Raw genomic sequence first — 19,366 nt, 5'->3', positions numbered from 1 at the left:
GTATAAAAAGCAAAAAAATCAAATTATCATTTAAACAATAAATCGTTACATAATTACATATATTTTGAATAAAATCTAATTAATTATGACATTTATAAATATTATTCTCAATAAAATCAATTTTTTACAAAAGTTAATCTTGTGTGAATTAAGATTTTTTTAAGCCGCCCCGAATACTTAATGGGGTAATTTTGGCTCAATAACCTATTAAAAAAACATGTTATGAAAACTATCAAATTTATTTCAACAGCCGCATTAATGTTGTTTATGACAACGATTAACGCACAAACGACGACGACAACTTCCACTGCTAAAACGATTAGCTTTGGTGTAAAAGGTGGTGTAAACTTCGCTAATGTAAGAGGCGATGATTTTGACGGCATAATGCAAGAACCAGCTTCCACGTAGGTGCATTGGTGGAATTTCCGTTGACTGACGCCTTTTCATTACAAACTGAGGCGCTTTATTCAGGACAGGGATTCCAATTCGATCAGGGAAGGTCCCGAAGGAAAAATTGAAGCCAAAGTTGACTACATCAGCGTACCGGTTTTAGCAAAAATTTATGTTACTGACGGATTAAGCTTTGAAGTAGGTCCACAATTCAACTTTAAAGTGAATGAGCAGCTAGACGATGAAAGCGCAGCAGGCGGAATTGATACTGACGGCGCAGAGAATTTTGAATTTGCCGTAGCTGGTGGTGTCACATTTCAAACCAGCATTGGACTTTTCGCAACAGGCCGATATACTTACGGACTAACAAACGCTTTTAAAGAAGATGCTTTTGGGCCTGGAACAGGTGATGTTGATGCTAAAAACTCTGTATTTCAAATTGGTGTTGGTTATAAATTTTAATCAACAGATATATTATGAAAAGCCTTCCAAATTTGGGAAGGCTTTTTTATTTCGTTACGCGAAAAGAAATAAAATTTCAGGTTATCAACCGACTATTAACAGGTTTTAAACACACTTGTTGACAGTTTAAAAAAAAGTTAATTCACATTTTTTTATACAACCTGTAAGTAATTAAGTATTAATTTCGGGTAAACTAAAACAATTAATTTACAATAACTAAAAACTCAAATCATGAAAAAAGTAATCTTATTAACAATGTTCCTGACTTTAGGCTCATTGTCAGTTAATGCACAGGGAATTAAATTCGGGGTTAAAGCCGACCAATTTCGCCAACGTGAAATCGGACGATTCTAATTTCGACACCAGCAATATCACAAGTTTTCACGCAGGCGCTTTTGTAGAATTGAACATTACGCCAAGCTTCTCACTCCAGCCTGAAGTTTTATACTCATCACAAGGTGCAAAAGTTGAAGGCTCTGATGATTTCAAGCTAGACTATATCAACATTCCTGTAATGGCAAGGTTTTATATCCTTCCCAACAGGTTGAGTATTGATGCCGGACCTCAATTTGGTTTCCTTATCAATGACAGCAACTATGGCGATATTGACGATGATTTCAAGTCAAAGAATTTTGATTTCGCTGTTGCCGGTGGTGTGACAGTAGATATTTTTGGAGGCTTATTCGCTTCAGGGCGTTATGTTGTCGGACTCACGGATACTACTGAAAATGCAGAGGTTAAAAACATGACAGCACAACTTTCAGTCGGATATAAATTCTAATTCAGGCCGAAAGACTATAAAACCGCAAGATTGAAATAAGCGCAGAATCAAATGATTCGGCGCTTTTTTATTGCTAAAAACTGTCACATTAATTCTTACCGCCTAAAATCTTTACACTCTTACCTTCTTTTTTTCTACATTTACGAAAAATCATACAATGAAAATCATCATCATCAACGGGCCAAACCTGAACCTGTTGGGCAAACGCGAACCGGAAGTCTACGGAAACCAGAATTTTGAGGCTTATTTTGCTTCGCTTCAGGAAAAATTCCCGCAAACTGAACTGACTTATTTCCAAAGTAATATTGAAGGCGAATTGATTGATAAAATTCAGCAATATGGTTTTTCATTCGACGGCATTATCCTCAACGCTGCGGCTTATACGCACACATCTGTCGGCATCGGCGATGCGGTAAAAGCGATTACAACTCCGGTTATCGAAGTGCATATTTCCAATACTTTTGCGCGGGAAACCTTTCGCCACCATTCCTTTATTTCGCCAAATACCAAAGGGATCATCATTGGCTTTGGCCTGCAGAGTTATGAATTGGCGCTGCTTTCGTTTTTAAAAAATGACTGATGCAACCATTTGCCGCTTTAAATCGTCTTCTCTACATAACTAACCATACATCCATGAAACAATTAATTACTTTTTTACTGCTCGCTTCGGGCTTTTCCGCATTGGCGCAAATCAAAGGAACTATAACCGACGAGCAAAATTTACCACTACCGCTTGTAAGCGTTATGATTGCGAACACTTATACGGGCACTTCTTCAAATGATTTAGGACAATATGAACTCAGCATTAAAACGCCGGGCAGCTATACGATTGTGTTCCAGTCTTTGGGATACAAGACCAAAAAAGTAACCGTGAAAATCGACAAATTCCCATTCACGCAAAATATAAAATTATCAGATGAAAACCTGGCGCTATCGGAAGTCGTCATCAATTCAAAAGTCAATCTGGCCGATGGCATTATCCGCAAGGCAATTGCAGCAAAAAAAGAAAACTCTGAACGTACCGGAAGATTTACGGCAGATTTTTATTCGCGGGGCATTTTCAAGGTGAAGGATGTTCCGAAGAAAATCATGGGCAGGAAATTGGCGATTTGGATGGAATGCTCGACTCTACCGGAACCGGAATCGTTTACCTCTCTGAAACCGTTTCGAAAATTACGTTCGAAAAACCGAATAACCTGAAGGAAAGAATTATCGCATCGAAAGTGAGCGGCGACGACAAAGGCTTCAGTTACAACACCGCAATGTCGACGACTTTTGATTTTTATGACAACACGGTGAAACTCGGCATGAACATGATTTCGCCTTTAGCCGACAATGCTTTCGGTTATTACAAATACAAACTCGAAGGGACTTTCAATGACGAAAGCAACCAGATGATCAATAAAATCAAGATTACCGCCAAACGCGATGCCGAGCCGGTTTTCGAAGGCTACATTTATATTGTAGAGGACAGCTGGGCGATTTATGCCGTCGATTTAGAGACGACCGGAAGCAGGATGCACCAGGAATTTCTGGATAAGTTGCAGTTGGTGCAGAATTTCAGTTACAATAAAGACAATAACATCTGGGCGAAAAATTTGCAGAGTATTGAATTTTCGGCAGGACTTTCGGAATTAAATTCGGCGGAAAATTCTCGTACATCTACAGCAATTACGAATTTCAGGACAAATTTCCGAAGAAGACTTTCACAAATGAAATTGTGAGTTTCGAGGAAAATTCCAATAAAAAAGACGACGCCTATTGGAACAGCAACCGTCCGATTCCGCTAACAGAAGAAGAAAGCGTTGATTATGTGCGCAAAGACAGCATCCATACGGTTCGCTCTTCAAAAACCTATCTTGATTCTGTCGACCGCAAAAACAACAAATTTAAAGTTTTGGATATCATTAAGGGTTATAATTACAGGAACAGCTTTGAGGGAACCAATTTCAATTACGACGGACTGATGAAACTTACGTCGCTGAGTTTTAACACGGTTCAGGGCTGGAACCTCGATTCGGGGTTTTCATACACCAAAATGAAAGAAGACGACAAAGGGAAATACACTTCTATCAGCACGACTTTTAATTATGGATTTGCCGAAGACAGGCTGCGCGTTTTAGGGAATTATTTCCACCGTTTCAACAACCAGAATTATGCCATGCTGAATATTACGGGTGGCAGTACGGTAAGTCAGTATAATCCTGAAAATCCGATCAGTAAAATTGTAAACAGCGTCAGTACTTTGTTTTTCAAGGACAATTATATGAAGTTGTACAACAAGGAATTTGCGCGGATTGTCTACAGCCAGAATGTAGCGAATGGCGTCAACTTAACAGGAAGAATCGAATATGTACAAAGAAAGCCTTTGGTGAATAACACCGATCAATCTATCGTAAAAGACGACGACGCTTATACGTCAAACAACCCGCAGAATTCATTTTCAGATTTACCGGCATTTGACACGCACCACATGATGAAGGCCGGACTTAACGCAAGGATAAATTTTGCCAACAAATATATTTCCAGACCTGACGGAAAAGTCAATTTCAGGAACGGCAAATATCCAACGTTGTTCTTAGCTTACGAGAATTCATTTGCCGCGAGTGAGAAGAATTACGAATTTCAGGTTGCCAGCGCACGCGTATATTATGATGTAACGATTGGCAATAAAGGAAATATTGCAGCCAATTTCAAAGGCGGGAAATTCTTCAACGGCGACAACATTTCGTTTATTGACTACAAACATTTCAACGGCAACCAGACGCATATCGGGCAAAGCGACCGTTATTTAAACGTATTCAATCTTTTGCCGTATTATGCTTACAGCACGAATGATTCTTATTTTGAATTGCATTCTGAATATGACGACAGTGGATTTATCATCAACAAAATCCCACTGCTAAATTTACTGAAATCGAATTTAATTTTAGGCTTCCACCGATTAATGACACCTGAAATCAAGCCTTACAACGAATTTACAGTAGGTCTTGACAATTTAGGTTTCGGAAAATTCAAGGTATTGCGCGTTGATTATGTGCGTTCTTATCAAAATGGTTATATCGGTGATGGCGTTGTGTTTGGGTTGAAGTTTTTGAATATTCTGGAATAATTAGCGAATGAGTTTATTAGCGAATTAGCGAATTACACTCCGATATAAAAAGAAAATCCCGTCTCTGAACAAGACGGGATTTTTATATTTAAGCTGATATCGATTCGCTAATTTTCACATTCGCTAATTCGCTAATTAATCCTCACGGCTAATCTTAGCGCCAATCGCACGCAAACGCGCTTCAATATCCTCATACCCGCGGTCAATCTGCTCAATGTTCTGGATGGTACTCGTTCCTTTTGCAGAAAGTGCCGCAATCAGAAGCGAAATCCCTGCGCGGATATCCGGTGATGACATTGTCGTAGCTTTTAACTGCGATTTGAAATCGTGCCCGATAACCACCGCACGGTGCGGGTCGCACAACATGATTTTTGCGCCCATATCAATGAGTTTATCCGTAAAGAACAAACGGCTTTCGAACATTTTCTGGTGGATTAAAACATCGCCTTTGGCCTGTGTCGCCACAACCAGAACGATACTCAATAAATCCGGCGTAAAACCAGGCCACGGCGCATCTGCAATGGTAAGGATTGAACCGTCAATATCAGTTTTCACTTCATAACCGTCAGCGTGTGCAGGAATATAAATATCGTCTCCTTTTCTTTCTAATGTAATCCCAAGTTTACGGAATGTATTCGGGATGATTCCCAAATTGTCCCAGCTTACATTTTTAATAGTGATTTCGCTTCTTGTCATCGCCGCAAGGCCAATCCATGAACCGATTTCAATCATATCAGGTAAAATCCTGTGCTCGCAGCCGCCGAGTTTTTCAACGCCCTCGATTTTCAATAAATTCGAACCTACTCCGGTGATTTTCGCACCCATCGAATTCAGCATTTTTGATAATTGCTGCAGATAAGGCTCACAAGCTGCATTGTAGATCGTTGTAGTTCCTTTTGCCAGAACCGCTGCCATGACGATATTTGCCGTTCCGGTTACAGACGCTTCGTCTAATAACATATCCGTTCCCGTTAAACCTTCAGTCGCTTCAACGCCATAAAAATGGTCTTCGCGGTTGTAGCGGAATTTCGCTCCGAGATTAATGAAACCTTCAAAGTGCGTATCCAATCTCCTTCTTCCAATCTTGTCACCGCCCGGTTTCGGAATATATCCTTTACCAAAACGCGCCAAAAGCGGCACAACAATCATGATCGAGCCTCTCAATGAACCGCCTTCTTTCTTGAAAGCTTCGGTTTCGAGATAACCGACATTCACTTCATCCGATTGAAAAGTATAAGAACCTTTGCCGATTTTCTCAATCTTAACGCCTAAATTCTTTAAAAGCGTGATGAGTTTATTGACATCAATAATGTTCCGGAATATTGTTAATCGTAATTTTCTCCGGCGTAAGCAAAACAGCACATAAAATCTGTAACGCTTCGTTTTTTGCGCCTTGCGGCGTAATTTCTCCTTTCAGCGCAACACCGCCTTCAATTTTAAAAGTTCCCATCTTTTTGATTTAAGATTTTAGATTACAGATTTTAGATTGAACAAAATCTAAATCCTTTATTGTTGTTTCCTGTTTTGATTCTTATGCTGGTTATTCTGCTTATTCTTGATGATTTTAGGCTTCTGACCACCGTTATTCGGAAGAATTTTATTCGTCATGCGTTTATTGGTACGCATCAAATCTGTCGTATTGAGCAATTCTTCCTCACTTCCCGTAAGGTTAAGTTTGCCTCCTGAAAGCTCATACAAATGTTCAAAAATCACATCGTCTTTCACCGTATCCTTGTTCCAGCTCAGGTATGATTTTTTCATGTGGTTGGCGATAACTTTCACCAAAGCACTTTTGAGCTCACCTTCCTCCCATTTGTTCGCCACATCAATCATATACTTGATATTGTTGCCATAAAATCGGTACTTCGGCATGCGCTGCGGATATTCGAGCGGATCCGGTTTCAATTGCAAAACTTCCCGCGACGGAATCGGATATGGCGAATCAGCATCGAGCCTGAAATCAGACATGATAAAAGATGGTCCCACAACTTATGTTGGAAATCCGGCACATCACGCAAATGCGGATTCAGGCTTCCCATCACCTGGATGATATATTTTGCCGCTTTATTACGCGTTTCGCGGTCTTCAATCTCAGTCGCCTGATTGATCAGTTTTTGCAAATGACGGCCGTATTCCGGAATAATCAAATGCGATCGTTCCGCATTGTATTCCAGTTGGTAAACCACGTCGTTCGCGTTCTCCTTGATATATTTTTCTGTCATTTTATAATGAGATTATGCCTTCGATGTTTGACAAGGCAATGTATTTTTCAATCACCGCTTCCGGACTTTCCATCCTCACATTCACCGAAACGCTGGTGTATTTGCCGGTTTTAGACTGGCTTGTTTTGATCACCGCGCCCAAATTATCGAAAGCGTCTTCCACTTCAATAATTTTCTGCTTGTCTGTCGGTACGATAAATTTGTATAAATATTCAGACGGCCATTCAGATGTAGTACTTAATTCCTCTTTCAGCCTGACGTAAAATTCTTCGGTCTTTTTGTCCATTCTAATCAAATAAACGCAAATATAGAGGAAAGATTTCAGATGGCAGATTTCAGATGGCAGATTTCAGGATTTTCTATAACTTTTCTTCATTATTTTATTTTTGAAGCTATTCCCGCTATCAGCTACTATCTTTTTCTTGCTAAAGAAGCAAGAAAAAGGATAGCCGTTGCTATCGGGGCTGGGACATCATCTCGTTAAACAACTTTAACACACAAACTGAGCCTGAAATCTGCGGTCTGCCGTCTGCTTTTTCGCTTTTCAGTACCAATATCTCAATTCTAACAATTATCTTTGCGCCTTTATTTTCAAAAAGTGCCAAAAGAAATCGTAGTCATCATCGGCGGTCCCGGAACCGGAAAAACCACCATCATCGACGGACTGACAGCAAAAGGTTATTGCTGCTATCCCGAAATCTCGCGCGAAGTCACAATGGAAGCCAAAAAACAGGGCATCGAGCAATTATTTCTCGAAAACCCGCTTTTGTTCAGCGAATTATTGCTTGAATGGCCGAAAGAGACAGTTTGTCAATGCGACAAGCGAACCGCATGACGTCGTATTCTTAGATCGTGGCATTCCTGATGTCCTGGCTTATATGCACTATATCGGCGACAGTTATCCGGCGCACTTCGACAACGCCTGCCGCGAAAATATTTATACAAAAATCTTCATCCTTCCACCCTGGGAAGAAATTTATACCAGCGATGATGCCCGTTACGAGAATTACGAACAGGCAAAACTCATCTACAACCATCTTACCGAAACTTACGGGAATTATGGCTATAACCTGATTCCGGTGCCCAAAGATTCGGTGGATAACAGGATTCTTTTTATATTAGACGAACTTAAGAAATGATTTCAGAGTTCAGATTTTAGATTTTAGATTGCCATCTGGAATCGAAATCTAAAATCTAAAATCTAAAATCTGCAATTGAATGTCAGAAGCACTAAGCATTCTCCAAAAATACTGGAAGCACGAGCAATTCCGTTCGCCGCAACAGGAAATCATCGATTCTGTTTTAAGCGGGCGCGATACTTTCGCTTTGATGCCAACCGGCGGCGGAAAATCAATCTGTTTTCAGGTGCCTGCGATGATGAAAGACGGGATTTGCCTTGTGATTTCTCCGTTGGTCGCTTTGATGAAAGACCAAGTGGCTAATTTGCAGAAAATTGACATTAAAGGAATTGCCTTAACCGGCGGCATCAATTCAGATGAGATCATTGAACTGCTTGACAACTGTCAATTCGGGAATTACAAATTCCTGTATTTATCGCCTGAACGATTGCAATCCGACTGGATTTTTGATCGATTAAAAACTTTACCGATCAATTTGATTGCAATAGACGAAGCGCATTGCGTGTCACAATGGGCCATGATTTTCGTCCGGCTTACCTCAAAATCGCCAATCTTAAAACTGCGTTTCCGAAAGTGCCGTTTCTGGCTTTGACTGCTTCGGCGACAAATCGTGTTCAGGAAGATATCATTGCGCAGTTAAAGCTTGAAAATACTGTTGTTTTCACAAAATCATTTGCGCGTGAAAATCTTGCCTACATGGTTTTTGAAACTGAAGACAAACTGCACAAAATCGAGCAGATTTTAAAGAAAAATCAGCAGCCATCGATTATTTATGTGCGCAACCGCAAATCCTGTTTTGATGTCGCTTCGCAATTGAATTCGCTCGGATTTTCAGCGACTTACTATCACGGCGGCTTACATTCCAAAGAAAAAGAAAAGAATATGGCACTCTGGATGCAAGAAAAGTTCAGGTCATTGTTGCCACAAACGCTTTCGGAATGGGTATCGATAAAGCCAACGTCAAAACTGTAATCCACATCCAATTGCCCGAAAACCTCGAAAATTATTATCAAGAAGCCGGTCGCGCCGGAAGAAATGGCGAGAAAGCTTTTGCGGTTTTGCTCACCAATTCGTCCGATGTGATGATGGCAGAAAGCCAGTTTATTTCAATTTTGCCGGATAAAAATTTTCTCACGAACGTTTATGTGAAACTTTGCAATTATTTTCAGATTGCTTACGGAGAAGGCATTGATGAGCAGTTTTCATTCAATCTGAATCAATTCTGCGCGCAGTACCAATTTCCGGTTTTGAAGACTTTTAATGCCATCCAGTTTTTAGACCGACAGGGAATTTTGACTTTATCACAGGAATTTTCAGAAAAAGTCACCGTTCAATTCATCATCGAATCGAAAGAAGTGATTCGTTATATCAGCCTGAATCCTGATGACGAAACGATAATCCTGGCGATTCTGCGCACTTATTCCGGGATTTACGAATCACCTTCAGCATTAAATCTTTCGCTCATCGCCAAAAAATCCGGGGCATCGGAAACAAAAGTCGCAGCGGTTTTACAGAAATTACAGGAACGCGCCATCATTGAATACAATACCAAAAGTAACGACGCTACTTTGGCTTTCAACGAAGTACGCGAAGACGAACGCACCATCAACCGCGTTTCCAAATATCTGGAGAAACAAAACGATTTGAAAAAATCGCAGCTTCGATCGGTTTTACATTATATCGAAGACAAAAAAACGTGTAAAAGCAAACTCATTCTGGCTTATTTCGGGAAAGTCAAAAAGAAAATTGCGGGATATGTTCTTATTGTATTACATTAAATAAAGCGGCTTCCGACAAAAAAACAATTGCTTTTGATATTTTACAATTATTGAAAACCGGCAATTATAATTCGCGGCAGATACAAAATATTACGCGGCATACGTCGGATGATGTTATCTTTGCGCTCAAACAATTGCTCGAAGACGACGCGGTTTTCGTCAAACCTAATAACCAATACAGCATCAAATCTTAATGGAAAAATTACGCATAGTTTTTATGGGAACGCCTGAATTTGCAGTCGGAATCCTTAATACGATCATCAAAAATAATTACGAAGTCGTTGGCGTCATTACGGCAGCGGACAAACCTGCGGGTCGCGGCCAAAAAATCAAATATTCTGCAGTGAAGGAATATGCATTAGAAAACAATCTGAAATTATTGCAGCCGACGAATTTAAAAGACGAAGGATTTTTATCTGAGTTGAAAGCGTTGAATGCCAATTTGCAAGTCGTAGTTGCATTCCGAATGTTGCCGAAAGCGGTTTGGGAAATGCCCAAATTCGGAACTTTTAATCTTCACGCTTCATTGTTGCCGAATTATCGCGGCGCGGCACCAATCAACTGGGCGATTATTAACGGTGAAACCAAAACCGGCGTGACGACTTTTTTATTGATGATAAAATCGATACGGGCGCGATGATTTTGAGTGCGGAAATTCCGGTTTCGGAAGATGAAAATGCAGGCGGATTACACGACAGGTTGATGGAATTGGGCAGCAAAACCGTGGTTGAAACGCTGGATCTGATTGCAAACGGAAATGTCGATACGACAATTCAGAAAGATTCAGCCGACATCAAAACCGCTTACAAACTTAACCGCGACAATTGCAAAATCGACTGGACAAAACCGGGAAAGGAGATACACAATTTAATTCGCGGGCTTTCACCTTATCCTGCGGCCTGGTGCTTTTTCAATGATAATGGGCAGGAATGGAATGTGAAGATTTATGAGGCAAAATTCACTTCAGAAAATCAGGATGAAACTCCAGGAAAAATGATCACCACTAAAAAGGAAATGAAAATTGCTGTGAAAGACGGATTCATGCAAATCCTTTCGCTTCAATTTCCGGGAAAGAAAAAAATGACAACTGCCGAATTGCTGAACGGAATTCAATTTTCTGAAGGCGCTAATGTTTCTTAACCCTGCGTCATTACTGATTTGAGCGCAAATTCATAAAATCCAACTTACTTTATCAACAAATAATTCAAGTTATCAACAAAAAATACAAAAAGCGTCGAAAACGCTTGCGCAGTAAGGAATTCCTCCTAAATTTGTTATATTAACGTAATGTTTAACCAACAATTAATAACTATTATTATGAACAAATCAGAATTAATCGATGCTATTGCTGCAGATTCAGGAATTTCAAAAGCGGCTGCAAAACTAGCTTTAGAGTCATTTTTAAACAATGTAGGTGCTACTTTGAAAAAAGGAGGAAGAGTATCTTTGGTAGGTTTCGGATCTTGGTCTGTATCTGACAGAGCTGCAAGAGACGGAAGAAATCCACAGACTGGTGCTACAATTAAAATTGCTGCTAAAAAAGTAGTTAAATTTAAAGCTGGAGCTGAATTAGAAGGCGGAATGAACTAATTTATTTAGCTGATATAAAATCAAAGTCTCCCTAGCCGGAGACTTTTTTTTTGCCTAAAACGACACAAAATGTTAGGTCGTTAAAATTTATTTCGTTAAATTTATTAAAATTTCAGGAAAATGATAACAGACAAACTTAAAAAAGGCAACCTGTTAATAGCAGAACCTTCGATAATTGGCGACCTTTCATTCAACCGGTCTGTGATTTTATTAGCCGACCACAACGAAGAAGGCTCTGTAGGATTTATCATTAACAAACCATTGAAGTATACTATCAACGACCTGATTCCTGAAATTTCCGCTCGATTTAAAATCTACAATGGCTGGGCCTGTTGAGCAGGACAATCTTTATTTCATCCACAATATTCCTGAACTGATTCCTGACAGCATTGAAATTTCCAACGGCATTTATTGGGGCGGTGATTTTGAATCGACTAAAGATCTGATCAATCAGGGCGAAATCGGAAAAAACAATATCCGTTTCTTTTTAGGCTATACCGGTTGGGCGGCGGAACAGCTTGAAAATGAGATGAACTCCAATTCCTGGATCATCACTAAAAATTCTTATGAAAACCGGATCATCGGAAAATCGACAACCCATTTCTGGAAAGAAAAAATTATGGAATTGGGTGGTGATTATGTGATTTGGTCGAATGCGCCGGAGAATCCGATTCTGAATTAACCCAATCTTACCAAAGTATTTAACTTTTGCAGTAATTCTTCAGACAATTTCGTGCCGAATTCTTTTTTGCGGTATTTCGTGATTGGCTGTATTCCTTTGATGACATTGGTAATAAACAACTCGTCAGCTTTTTGAAGGTCGAATGGCGAAATGATTTCTTCAACTACCTCAAAGCCTTTCTAACTTTCGCGCAAGCGTTAGCATTTGCTTTCTCATGATGCCGTTGAGACAACCTTCACTTAGCGGTGGCGTTATGAGCTTATTTCCAATTAACATGAATAAATTGCCATTCAGGGCTTCGATGACGTTTTTGCTGTCGTTGATCAGAAGGCAATTTTGCAGATCATTTTCTTTTGCGAAAATACTTCCGGTGATGTTGATGATTTTGTTGGTTGATTTTATTGAGGACAATAATTGTCTGGTTACATAGAAATCTTTGTACAAATCGACTTCGTAATTTCCGGTTTCGAAGTGGTACAGTTGATCGGGTAATTCAGCTATATTAATAAGGTAGGAAATTTTGTTGGTTTCGGGAAGATAGAATCCGCCGTCGTTTCTGTAAACTGTAAAACGGATACGCGAAGAAGCGGTAAGATTGACAGATTTAGCAAGTGACAGGATTTGTTCTTCGAGGAATTCCATCGTAAAGGTCATAGGGATTTCCATCCTGACAATCCGCATCGACGACATCAACCGGAAATAGTGATCTTCGAAAAAGAGGATTTTGCCATCGACTATTTTTAAGGTTTCGAAAACGCCGTCGCCATAAAGGAAAGCGCGGTTGTTTGTCAATATATTTTCGTCTGCCGAAATCGTTCCGTTAAAATTGATCATAAAAAAAAGCCCTGTTGAATTCAGGGCAAATATAAGTCGAATAAATAAATTTTATACGGAACCGATGACATGTTTCAGGTCGGAAATCTGGTTTTCCCAAAGCTGTGCGGCTTCGTCGAGTTCGTCTTCGGCGCATAATCGATTACCATTAAAGAAACATCTTTTGTGATTTCGTCTTCGAGGATTCTGAGTTCGAAAAAATAGTCGGTATCGGCATTATTGAAGTCGATCCAGCGGAATTTAATCTTCTCGCCGGTTTTTTTAGAAGCGACACGTGCTTTTTCTTCGGAATCATTCCAGATGAAAGTAAAATATTCGCCCCGTGAATTGACATTATCTGCAAACCATTCAGAAAGACCTGAAGGCGTTGATATATACTGATATAAGAGTTGGGGGAAGAATTTATCGGAAATTCTAATTCATATTTTACTTTAACTTCCATTGCGATTTGGTTAATTTTTTGGAAATATATAGAATAATATTCAATAAAAAAGCATTTTGAAAAATAAAATTTTTTCTCAGGATTAATTTGCAGCCTATGAATTTAGTTTTATATTTGCACCCGCGTTCAAGAACGCATATAACCGAAATTTGGCGAGGTAGCTCAGTCGGTTAGAGCGCAGGATTCATAACCCTGAGGTCACGGGTTCAACTCCCGTCCTCGCTACAAGTAAAAATAAAGGCTTTCAGAGATATTCTGAGAGCCTTTTTTGATTGGGTACAACATAGGTACAACATTAAAGCTACGATGAAAAATACTACTTAGATTTTTCAAAAACATTAAATGGAATCGCCGCTGAAACTTTGACAACAAATTTATTCCAAGCATTTTCACTATACTTTGCATTTTCAAAACCGCCATTAATTGTAAACGTAGCGGCACTAAAGAGTTTGTCTTTTGCTAGGCGAATAATCGGGCCAAATAGTATTGAGTAATTTCTTTCAAAATTATATTCATTATCGCCATAGGCAGTTGTAAAGTTTATCTTAGTATTGAGCCCGAATTTTTGATCAAAAGCAAAAAGATCAGCAAAATATAGGCCATAGTCAACTGTAAGTACCGGTGCATGAATATCAGAATACTTAGCAAAGTGTTTAACCGCGCTATTTTCAGTATAGTATAACGAATAGTTGTTCTCTCCAGGTATAGTTGAAACTTTTATCTTTTTATCAACTAAATCAACATTATCAAGAATACTCATACGATTAAATCGTCCGTAAATCTGGAGAATAGAAAAGTTTTTTAAGCGACCTTTAAAAATAATACCCTTTAAATGCCAATTCCAGTTAACATCTATTGAACCTTTGGAAACAGAACTATATTTTTTATGGATGTCATCTAACATTATTGAATCATTTAAAATCGCAAATGAACTATTGTTATAACTTAAAGCTAAGTTCAACCACTGAATATTATATCCATGATATGCTCTCGCCGGATCGTCGGTCTTGCCATAGCCGCTTTTAATTTTTGTTAAAAGTTGAAAGACATTGCTAAGTTCGTCGTTTAAAGCCTTTAATTGTGTTTCGTCCAATGTTACGCCACTATCCTCATTTAATAATTGTTTATATTTCTCATACTCTTTTTTAAAATATTCAGCTCGTAACTTATTAGCTTCCGAAGCATTTTCATTATCCCAATATCCCTTCTTAGCAGTTATTCTTAAAGCCACACCTGCTTTTAAAGTTATATCATTCGACCATTTCCCTTTCTGGTAGTATGTGTAATTATTATCTTTACTTTTTAAACTTACTCCACCGTCAAATAATGTATTTTCATTGATTAAAGCTGTACCATTAATACTAAAAATCCCTTTGTTATTATCTTGCGAATAAGAAAACGCAGATCCATTTGCTATTGCATCCGTCTTCCCTAATACAACCGTACTAAAAACTCTTTTGAAAACTTCTGCAAAAGATGCATTATCGTTAGGCTTTTGAAAGCCCGGGCTATACGGATCACGCTGATTAATTTCAGCTTGCAAAATAGATTTAAGGATATTTAACCTAGATCGTATCTCTTCCTGGGTTTGAGCAACTGTAATTTTAGGGAACGCAAAAATAACGGCCAATATTATTATTTTTTTCATGATGTATAAGTTTAAGGTTCAGTCAAATATAAAAACTTTTATCTGCCGTCCATAGAGTATAAATACCTGATTTATGGTCTGCGAAAATTCGCAGACCATAAATTAGCGTTGTCTTAACTTGGCATCAACCCCTCATCAGCCAGTGATGCATGTCGACTATTTGTTATAAGAATGTGGTCAAGGATTTTAATGTCAAGAATCTTACCAGCTTCTGCAAACTTTCGTGTCAACCATTTATCGTTGTCACTGAATGTCGTATTTCCTGAAGGATGATTATGCGCCAGTATCATACTTGTCGCCCGGGCTTTCAATGCGGCAGCGAAAGCTAAACGCAAATCAACCATACACGAATTAATGCTGCCTGTTGCTATTGTAGAAACACATAGGCAAGTATTCGCATTATCCAAGAGCATGATGCTGAATTGCTCCTGCATCTCTATTTTATTCATATCCCAGCTTTCATAGAAAATCTCGTAGGCATCGATTGAAGATTTGATTTTTGGTCGATCCGTAAGCTGTAAATCGCTTTTGTAAACCAATTCCACTTCTGCAACTTTTTTTGTGAAGTCCATATTGTGTGACACCATTTTTACTTTCCTTTGATTTTGGGTTTCAGGTTGGAGGAGAGATTGTGGATGATAACTTCGTTTGCCTTTGCGTTGCCATTTCTTGCGACGGTATAAGTCGTCTTTACCTTTTCGATGGCAAAGTCCTTGAAGATTTCATGGACAGGTTTGACATCGTTTAATGAGAGAATGAATTTACCCTCAATTCCTCTAAGAATTGCTGCAAGACGGTCAAAGTCTGCCTTGTCAAACATATTCTTGCCGTAGTCGTTTTCATGCCCATAGTAGGGCGGGTCTAAGTAGAACAATGTATATTTCTTGTCATACTTTTCGATGAAATCGGCATAATGCAGACATTCAATTGAAACCCCTGTAAGTCTTTCGTGCAGTTCGGCAAGCGTTGCGCGTAGTTTTACGATGTTGAATCTTGCAGACGCAGAGCTGTCGACACCAAAACTACGACCCATACCGCCGAAGCTTGCTTTTAGGATGTACAGAAACCTCGCCGCGCGTTCAATGTCGGTAAGCAGTTTAGGATTGGTATTTGTTAACCGCTGAAATTCAGCACGACTTGTCAATTGCCATTGAAACATATCGAGAAGACAATTGATGTGCTTTTGCAGTATGCGGAAAAGGTTAATAACATCTTGATTGTAATCGTTGATAACTTCAGCCTTGGATTTGTTCGATCTTCGTAGAAAGATTCCGCCCATGCCTACAAAAGGCTCTGCGTAACATTTATGGTCAATTTCGTCGATGATGGACAAAATCGTTGGCGCAAGCCTGCTTTTGCCACCCAACCAGGGCGCGGGTGGTTTCACCGGCTTCACTTCCATTTTTTTAAATTGCATGCTTTTACCTTTCTGTTTTGCGTTATTCCGATTTCGGGTCTAGTTTTAGTTTGTGCATGTGCCAGGCATTGACATCTTTGTGAGGAGCATAGGTCTTGTTCTTGCGCTGAAAGGCAAGGTTGCATTCCTGGGCAATGCTTTTGAGTCGTTCCTCTGCCTTTTTCCCTGCCGTATCATTATCCATCCATGAGTTCAATTTTTTATAAGGATTGGTTTTGATGTAGGTGATGGCTTGCTCCAGACGATTGACGGTATTGAGGATAATGGCATCGCCTTTGAGCTCTTTGTCCTTCGCATTCTCGACGGCAGACAAGAAATCAAATGCTCCTTCGAAGACGTGTATTTCAGTTGCCGGGTTTTTTGCGGCGCGAAAGAATGAGAGGCTTTTTGAGCCGATACAGCCCTTGAAAGCCGCATTGCGCAATTCGTGTCCCTCATCAACATTTTCAAGGCTTAAAGCGTAAAATGTCTTTCCTGTATTGCCGTTGAATATCCGTGCTTCCTTCAGGTACCGCTTGGCGATTTCCATTGAAATTCCCCGCGAGGTCAAATAATGCTCAAGCCCCTTGCTGTGAATCTCTGAGACTTTTTTCAAGGTAAAGCCTTTTGACGGATCGCTTGGTTCTTCGATTCTGACATGGCTTGGTGCAAATCCCATATTTTCACACCAGCGAAGTCCGTCTTTGGGCTTATCGTCTTCACCGGTATGTTTCAGCCAAGCGAGTACAAAGTCGAAAGCTTTGCCGCCTCGCTTTGCCGTTTCTCCGTGGTCATACCAAACATTTCTGAAAGTGTTCACTTTGAAGCTGGCAGTCTTTTCCTGACGAAACGGTGATTTGTATGCAAGTTCGCTACCCTTTTGCTCTTCCGGCACAAATCCAAGTTTTTGCAAGATTTCAGGCATAGGTATGGCGTTGGCTTGTTCTATGTTCATAGGACACCTTCATTTTGGGTTTAATTTTTTTTAAGCTTTAGGGAGTCAATTGTTCTGAGAGCCAGGCATCCAGTACGGATTGCCAATAATAGACACGACCGCCGATCTTCACAGGCTTGAAGTCATATTTCTTGGTACAGTCCCAGACGGACATAGAGCCGCTGGAAACGCCAATATATCTGGCGGCAAGCTTTCGATTCATGAGCCGGTCATTCTTTTTAGTCTGGAGGGGAGATTGCTCAAGGATATCACTTGAAGTGTCAGGCATCTATACATGGTTCTCCTTATCAACTTTTGATTGCATTGTCACAGCATCGCGACGGAGATTTATATAGCTCGGAATTTAAAAATCCAATGATTTCTTGTTTTTCATTAACGAATTTTAATGACTGTAAAATTTTGTAATCAACTGTTAGTTGAATGGATAAAGAAATGACTATTTGTATTCAAAAAAGCGCATTAACTGCGCTTTTTCTTTTCTTCGACTAACACTCTATCCAAATAATCAGCCCATTCCTGCATCATTTCCTGACGCTTCTTTAAAAACTGGGAACGGTCATAAGCTGCACCCAGCGGCCTGCCGGTTTATGGGCTAATTGCATCTCAATCACATCGGGCGCGTAATCCAGTTTCTCCCTGATAGTCGTTCGGGCAAGGGCGCGGAAACCGTGCGCGGTCATTCTCCCCTGAAACCCCAACTTTACAAGCGCAACACAGACAGTGTTTTCGCTCATAGGTCTTGACTGGTTATTTTGGCCTGGAAATACATAGCCAGATTTAAAATGACCTGTTTCTTCTTTCTGTTCTTTCAAGACATTTATTGATTGTTTAGAAAGAGGAACGATATGAGCCTTTCTGGATTTCATCCGTTCAGCCGGTATCAGCCATTCCTTATTTTCCAAATCGAATTCGTCCCAGACGGCTTGACGGATTTCACCTGGCCGGACAAAGGTCAGCATCGATAATTTTATGGCCCGGCGTGTCAGGGCAAACAGACGGGCATCGTTCTTATCCAATGCCATCAATAAATCGGGGATTTCGCTTGGTTCCAAAGCCGCAAAATGCTTTCGCTTGCGGGCAGTCAACGCTCCTTGTAAATCCCTTGCAGGATTATATTCGCATTTGCCTGCATTCACTCCATATTGGAATACCTGACTGCATAAATTCCTAATGCGCCTTGCAATATCATAAGCACCCCGATTTTCTATTTTGGTCAGCACCTCTAAAATGTCAGGTGCCTTCAGTTTGGATATGGGTCGAGTTCCGATAAAGGGAAATACGTCTTTTCCAAATTATGCAATACTTCGGCATGATAGCGCTCACTAAGGCGTCCTTTTTGCTTTGCGTGCCATTCAAGCGCCATGGGGATGAAACTATTGGCAGCATCACGTTCGGCCTGCTTACGCCCGTCACGACGTGCATCGGAAGGGTCGATATTCTGTTTGAGCTTTATCTTTGCGGCATCGCGCCCGTTTCGGGCTTCTGCCAAAGTCGTCAATGGGTAAGCGCCAAGGGATAAGCGTTTTTCTTTTTTCAGGTAGCGGTACTTGACCCGCCACAGCTTTGAGCCATTTGGCATAATTTCAAGATAAAGACCACCGGAGTCGGCAAGCTTGTATGGCTTCTCTTTTGGTTTTGCGCTTTTACAGGTCGTGTCAGACAGGCTCATTCAATGCCCCCATGTTCAGGTTGTTGCCCCCATAATCGCCCCCAAAAACGGTGAATTTAAGTTTTTTAAGACGAATGGGCGTAAATGAATAAAACCCGAAAAAGCCTGATTTTGCAAGTTTTTTCGGGTTTTATTAATGATTGAGAATGCTTATCAAGGGAATTGTGGCGGAGACGGTGGCGGTCATTTCATCTACTTAAGTAATTGAATTAAAATATAATTTAAATTCTTAGAATTGTTAGTGCCCCCAAATTTGCCCCCAGAAA

At 40.0% G+C, this 19,366-nt stretch carries 15 protein-coding genes, 1 tRNA gene and 9 pseudogenes; 13 read left to right on the top strand and 12 right to left on the bottom strand.

From position 1 onward, the window contains the following. Positions 1–222 precede the first annotated feature (222 nt). The 6 genes and pseudogenes from ACSLFW_RS08645 to ACSLFW_RS08620 all read left to right on the top strand — a co-directional run bounded on the left by ACSLFW_RS08645 (position 223) and on the right by ACSLFW_RS08620 (position 4,745). Positions 223–408 (top strand): hypothetical protein, encoded by a 186-nt coding sequence (locus ACSLFW_RS08645; RefSeq protein ID WP_436555419.1) that lies wholly within the window; start codon positions 223–225, stop codon positions 406–408. Between the two features lie 24 nt (positions 409–432). Beyond that, positions 433–852: an outer membrane beta-barrel protein gene (locus ACSLFW_RS08640; RefSeq protein ID WP_436557408.1), complete on the top strand. Its 420-nt coding sequence runs from the start codon at positions 433–435 to the stop codon at positions 850–852. A 231-nt stretch (positions 853–1,083) separates the two neighbouring features. After that, positions 1,084–1,206, top strand: coding sequence for a hypothetical protein (locus ACSLFW_RS08635; protein ID WP_436555418.1), 123 nt, complete (start codon positions 1,084–1,086; stop codon positions 1,204–1,206). After that, the gene (locus ACSLFW_RS08630) at positions 1,187–1,633 is read left to right on the top strand and encodes a porin family protein (RefSeq protein ID WP_436555417.1); all 447 of its coding nucleotides are present in this window, start codon (positions 1,187–1,189) and stop codon (positions 1,631–1,633) included. Before ACSLFW_RS08635 ends, ACSLFW_RS08630 begins: the two co-directional genes overlap by 20 nt. Before the next feature lie 157 nt (positions 1,634–1,790). After that, positions 1,791–2,213 (top strand): type II 3-dehydroquinate dehydratase, encoded by a 423-nt coding sequence (gene aroQ / locus ACSLFW_RS08625; RefSeq protein ID WP_436555416.1) that lies wholly within the window; start codon positions 1,791–1,793, stop codon positions 2,211–2,213. Next, positions 2,213–4,745: pseudogene (locus ACSLFW_RS08620) on the top strand (DUF5686 and carboxypeptidase regulatory-like domain-containing protein). Before aroQ ends, ACSLFW_RS08620 begins: the two are co-directional and overlap by 1 nt. Before the next feature lie 135 nt (positions 4,746–4,880). Here ACSLFW_RS08620 and murA read toward each other — a convergent pair. The 3 genes and pseudogenes from murA to ACSLFW_RS08605 form a co-directional block, all read right to left on the bottom strand. Beyond that, positions 4,881–6,195, bottom strand: a pseudogene (gene murA / locus ACSLFW_RS08615) (UDP-N-acetylglucosamine 1-carboxyvinyltransferase). Between the two features lie 56 nt (positions 6,196–6,251). Further along, positions 6,252–6,967 (bottom strand): annotated as a pseudogene (locus ACSLFW_RS08610) (DUF4290 domain-containing protein). Position 6,968: 1 nt separating this feature from the next. Continuing rightward, positions 6,969–7,253, bottom strand: a complete 285-nt coding sequence (locus ACSLFW_RS08605) for a DUF493 family protein (protein WP_436555415.1) — start codon at positions 7,251–7,253, stop codon at positions 6,969–6,971. Positions 7,254–7,292: 39 nt separating this feature from the next. Here ACSLFW_RS08605 and ACSLFW_RS08600 point away from each other — a divergent pair, with 39 nt between their 5' ends. From ACSLFW_RS08600 to ACSLFW_RS08575, 6 genes and pseudogenes are all read left to right on the top strand, one after another. Then, on the top strand, positions 7,293–7,451 hold the full coding sequence (locus ACSLFW_RS08600; protein ID WP_436555414.1) for a hypothetical protein: 159 nt from the start codon (positions 7,293–7,295) through the stop codon (positions 7,449–7,451). Between the two features lie 114 nt (positions 7,452–7,565). Next, positions 7,566–8,106, top strand: a pseudogene (locus ACSLFW_RS08595) (AAA family ATPase). Positions 8,107–8,185: 79 nt separating this feature from the next. Then, a pseudogene (locus ACSLFW_RS08590) lies at positions 8,186–10,078 on the top strand (RecQ family ATP-dependent DNA helicase). Further along, positions 10,078–11,024: pseudogene (gene fmt, locus ACSLFW_RS08585) on the top strand (methionyl-tRNA formyltransferase). The pseudogenes ACSLFW_RS08590 and fmt overlap by 1 nt, the downstream one beginning before the upstream one ends. A gap of 177 nt (positions 11,025–11,201) precedes the next feature. Further along, positions 11,202–11,474 (top strand): HU family DNA-binding protein, encoded by a 273-nt coding sequence (locus ACSLFW_RS08580; protein ID WP_436555413.1) that lies wholly within the window; start codon positions 11,202–11,204, stop codon positions 11,472–11,474. A 120-nt stretch (positions 11,475–11,594) separates the two neighbouring features. Beyond that, positions 11,595–12,156, top strand: a pseudogene (locus ACSLFW_RS08575) (YqgE/AlgH family protein). Here the strand turns inward: ACSLFW_RS08575 and ACSLFW_RS08570 are convergent. Then, positions 12,153–12,990 (bottom strand): annotated as a pseudogene (locus ACSLFW_RS08570) (aminotransferase class IV). The pseudogenes ACSLFW_RS08575 and ACSLFW_RS08570 overlap by 4 nt on opposite strands. Positions 12,991–13,041: 51 nt before the next feature. Then, positions 13,042–13,432 (bottom strand): annotated as a pseudogene (locus ACSLFW_RS08565) (START-like domain-containing protein). 151 nt (positions 13,433–13,583) lie between these two features. Between ACSLFW_RS08565 and ACSLFW_RS08560 the strand changes: the two are divergent. Next, positions 13,584–13,657: transfer RNA gene (locus ACSLFW_RS08560), tRNA-Met, on the top strand. 91 nt (positions 13,658–13,748) lie between these two features. On the opposite strand, the gene ACSLFW_RS08555 is transcribed toward ACSLFW_RS08560, so the two are convergent. From ACSLFW_RS08555 to ACSLFW_RS08525, 7 genes are all read right to left on the bottom strand, one after another. Beyond that, positions 13,749–15,080 carry a hypothetical protein gene (locus ACSLFW_RS08555; protein ID WP_436555412.1) on the bottom strand — a complete coding sequence of 444 codons (1,332 nt, stop codon included), beginning with the start codon at positions 15,078–15,080 and terminating at the stop codon, positions 13,749–13,751. Positions 15,081–15,193: 113 nt separating this feature from the next. Beyond that, positions 15,194–15,667, bottom strand: a complete 474-nt coding sequence (locus tag ACSLFW_RS08550) for a JAB domain-containing protein (protein ID WP_436555411.1) — start codon at positions 15,665–15,667, stop codon at positions 15,194–15,196. Positions 15,668–15,669: 2 nt separating this feature from the next. Beyond that, the gene (locus tag ACSLFW_RS08545) at positions 15,670–16,482 is read right to left on the bottom strand and encodes a DNA adenine methylase (RefSeq protein ID WP_436555410.1); all 813 of its coding nucleotides are present in this window, start codon (positions 16,480–16,482) and stop codon (positions 15,670–15,672) included. Positions 16,483–16,519: 37 nt separating this feature from the next. Further along, positions 16,520–17,431: a toprim domain-containing protein gene (locus ACSLFW_RS08540; protein ID WP_436555409.1), complete on the bottom strand. Its 912-nt coding sequence runs from the start codon at positions 17,429–17,431 to the stop codon at positions 16,520–16,522. A gap of 37 nt (positions 17,432–17,468) precedes the next feature. Beyond that, positions 17,469–17,699 carry a helix-turn-helix transcriptional regulator gene (locus ACSLFW_RS08535; RefSeq protein ID WP_436555408.1) on the bottom strand — a complete coding sequence of 77 codons (231 nt, stop codon included), beginning with the start codon at positions 17,697–17,699 and terminating at the stop codon, positions 17,469–17,471. A gap of 271 nt (positions 17,700–17,970) precedes the next feature. Then, complete coding sequence (locus ACSLFW_RS08530; RefSeq protein WP_436557407.1) at positions 17,971–18,660, bottom strand: tyrosine-type recombinase/integrase; 690 nt, start codon at positions 18,658–18,660, stop codon at positions 17,971–17,973. A gap of 11 nt (positions 18,661–18,671) precedes the next feature. Next, positions 18,672–19,100 carry a tyrosine-type recombinase/integrase gene (locus tag ACSLFW_RS08525; RefSeq protein WP_436555407.1) on the bottom strand — a complete coding sequence of 143 codons (429 nt, stop codon included), beginning with the start codon at positions 19,098–19,100 and terminating at the stop codon, positions 18,672–18,674. Positions 19,101–19,366: the final 266 nt, after the last annotated feature.

Source organism: Flavobacterium sp. 3HN19-14 (genome assembly GCF_051373205.1).
Classification (GTDB): domain Bacteria; phylum Bacteroidota; class Bacteroidia; order Flavobacteriales; family Flavobacteriaceae; genus Flavobacterium.
The sequence above is the reverse complement of the archived record's forward strand: the minus strand, read 5'-3'. Positions and strand labels throughout refer to the sequence as shown.

Excerpts from the sequence above, each read along its gene's own strand:
- ACSLFW_RS08580 (WP_436555413.1), top strand. The coding sequence starts at position 11,202 with ATGAACAAATCAGAATTAATCGATGCTATTGCTGCAGATTCAGGAATT.
- aroQ (WP_436555416.1), top strand. The coding sequence starts at position 1,791 with ATGAAAATCATCATCATCAACGGGCCAAACCTGAACCTGTTGGGCAAA.
- ACSLFW_RS08540 (WP_436555409.1), bottom strand. The coding sequence starts at position 17,431 with ATGAACATAGAACAAGCCAACGCCATACCTATGCCTGAAATCTTGCAA.
- ACSLFW_RS08525 (WP_436555407.1), bottom strand. The coding sequence starts at position 19,100 with ATGAGCCTGTCTGACACGACCTGTAAAAGCGCAAAACCAAAAGAGAAG.
- ACSLFW_RS08535 (WP_436555408.1), bottom strand. The coding sequence starts at position 17,699 with ATGCCTGACACTTCAAGTGATATCCTTGAGCAATCTCCCCTCCAGACT.
- ACSLFW_RS08605 (WP_436555415.1), bottom strand. The coding sequence starts at position 7,253 with ATGGACAAAAAGACCGAAGAATTTTACGTCAGGCTGAAAGAGGAATTA.
- ACSLFW_RS08550 (WP_436555411.1), bottom strand. The coding sequence starts at position 15,667 with ATGGTGTCACACAATATGGACTTCACAAAAAAAGTTGCAGAAGTGGAA.
- ACSLFW_RS08600 (WP_436555414.1), top strand. The coding sequence starts at position 7,293 with ATGGCAGATTTCAGATGGCAGATTTCAGGATTTTCTATAACTTTTCTT.
- ACSLFW_RS08645 (WP_436555419.1), top strand. The coding sequence starts at position 223 with ATGAAAACTATCAAATTTATTTCAACAGCCGCATTAATGTTGTTTATG.
- ACSLFW_RS08545 (WP_436555410.1), bottom strand. The coding sequence starts at position 16,482 with ATGGAAGTGAAGCCGGTGAAACCACCCGCGCCCTGGTTGGGTGGCAAA.
- ACSLFW_RS08555 (WP_436555412.1), bottom strand. The coding sequence starts at position 15,080 with ATGAAAAAAATAATAATATTGGCCGTTATTTTTGCGTTCCCTAAAATT.
- ACSLFW_RS08635 (WP_436555418.1), top strand. The coding sequence starts at position 1,084 with ATGAAAAAAGTAATCTTATTAACAATGTTCCTGACTTTAGGCTCATTG.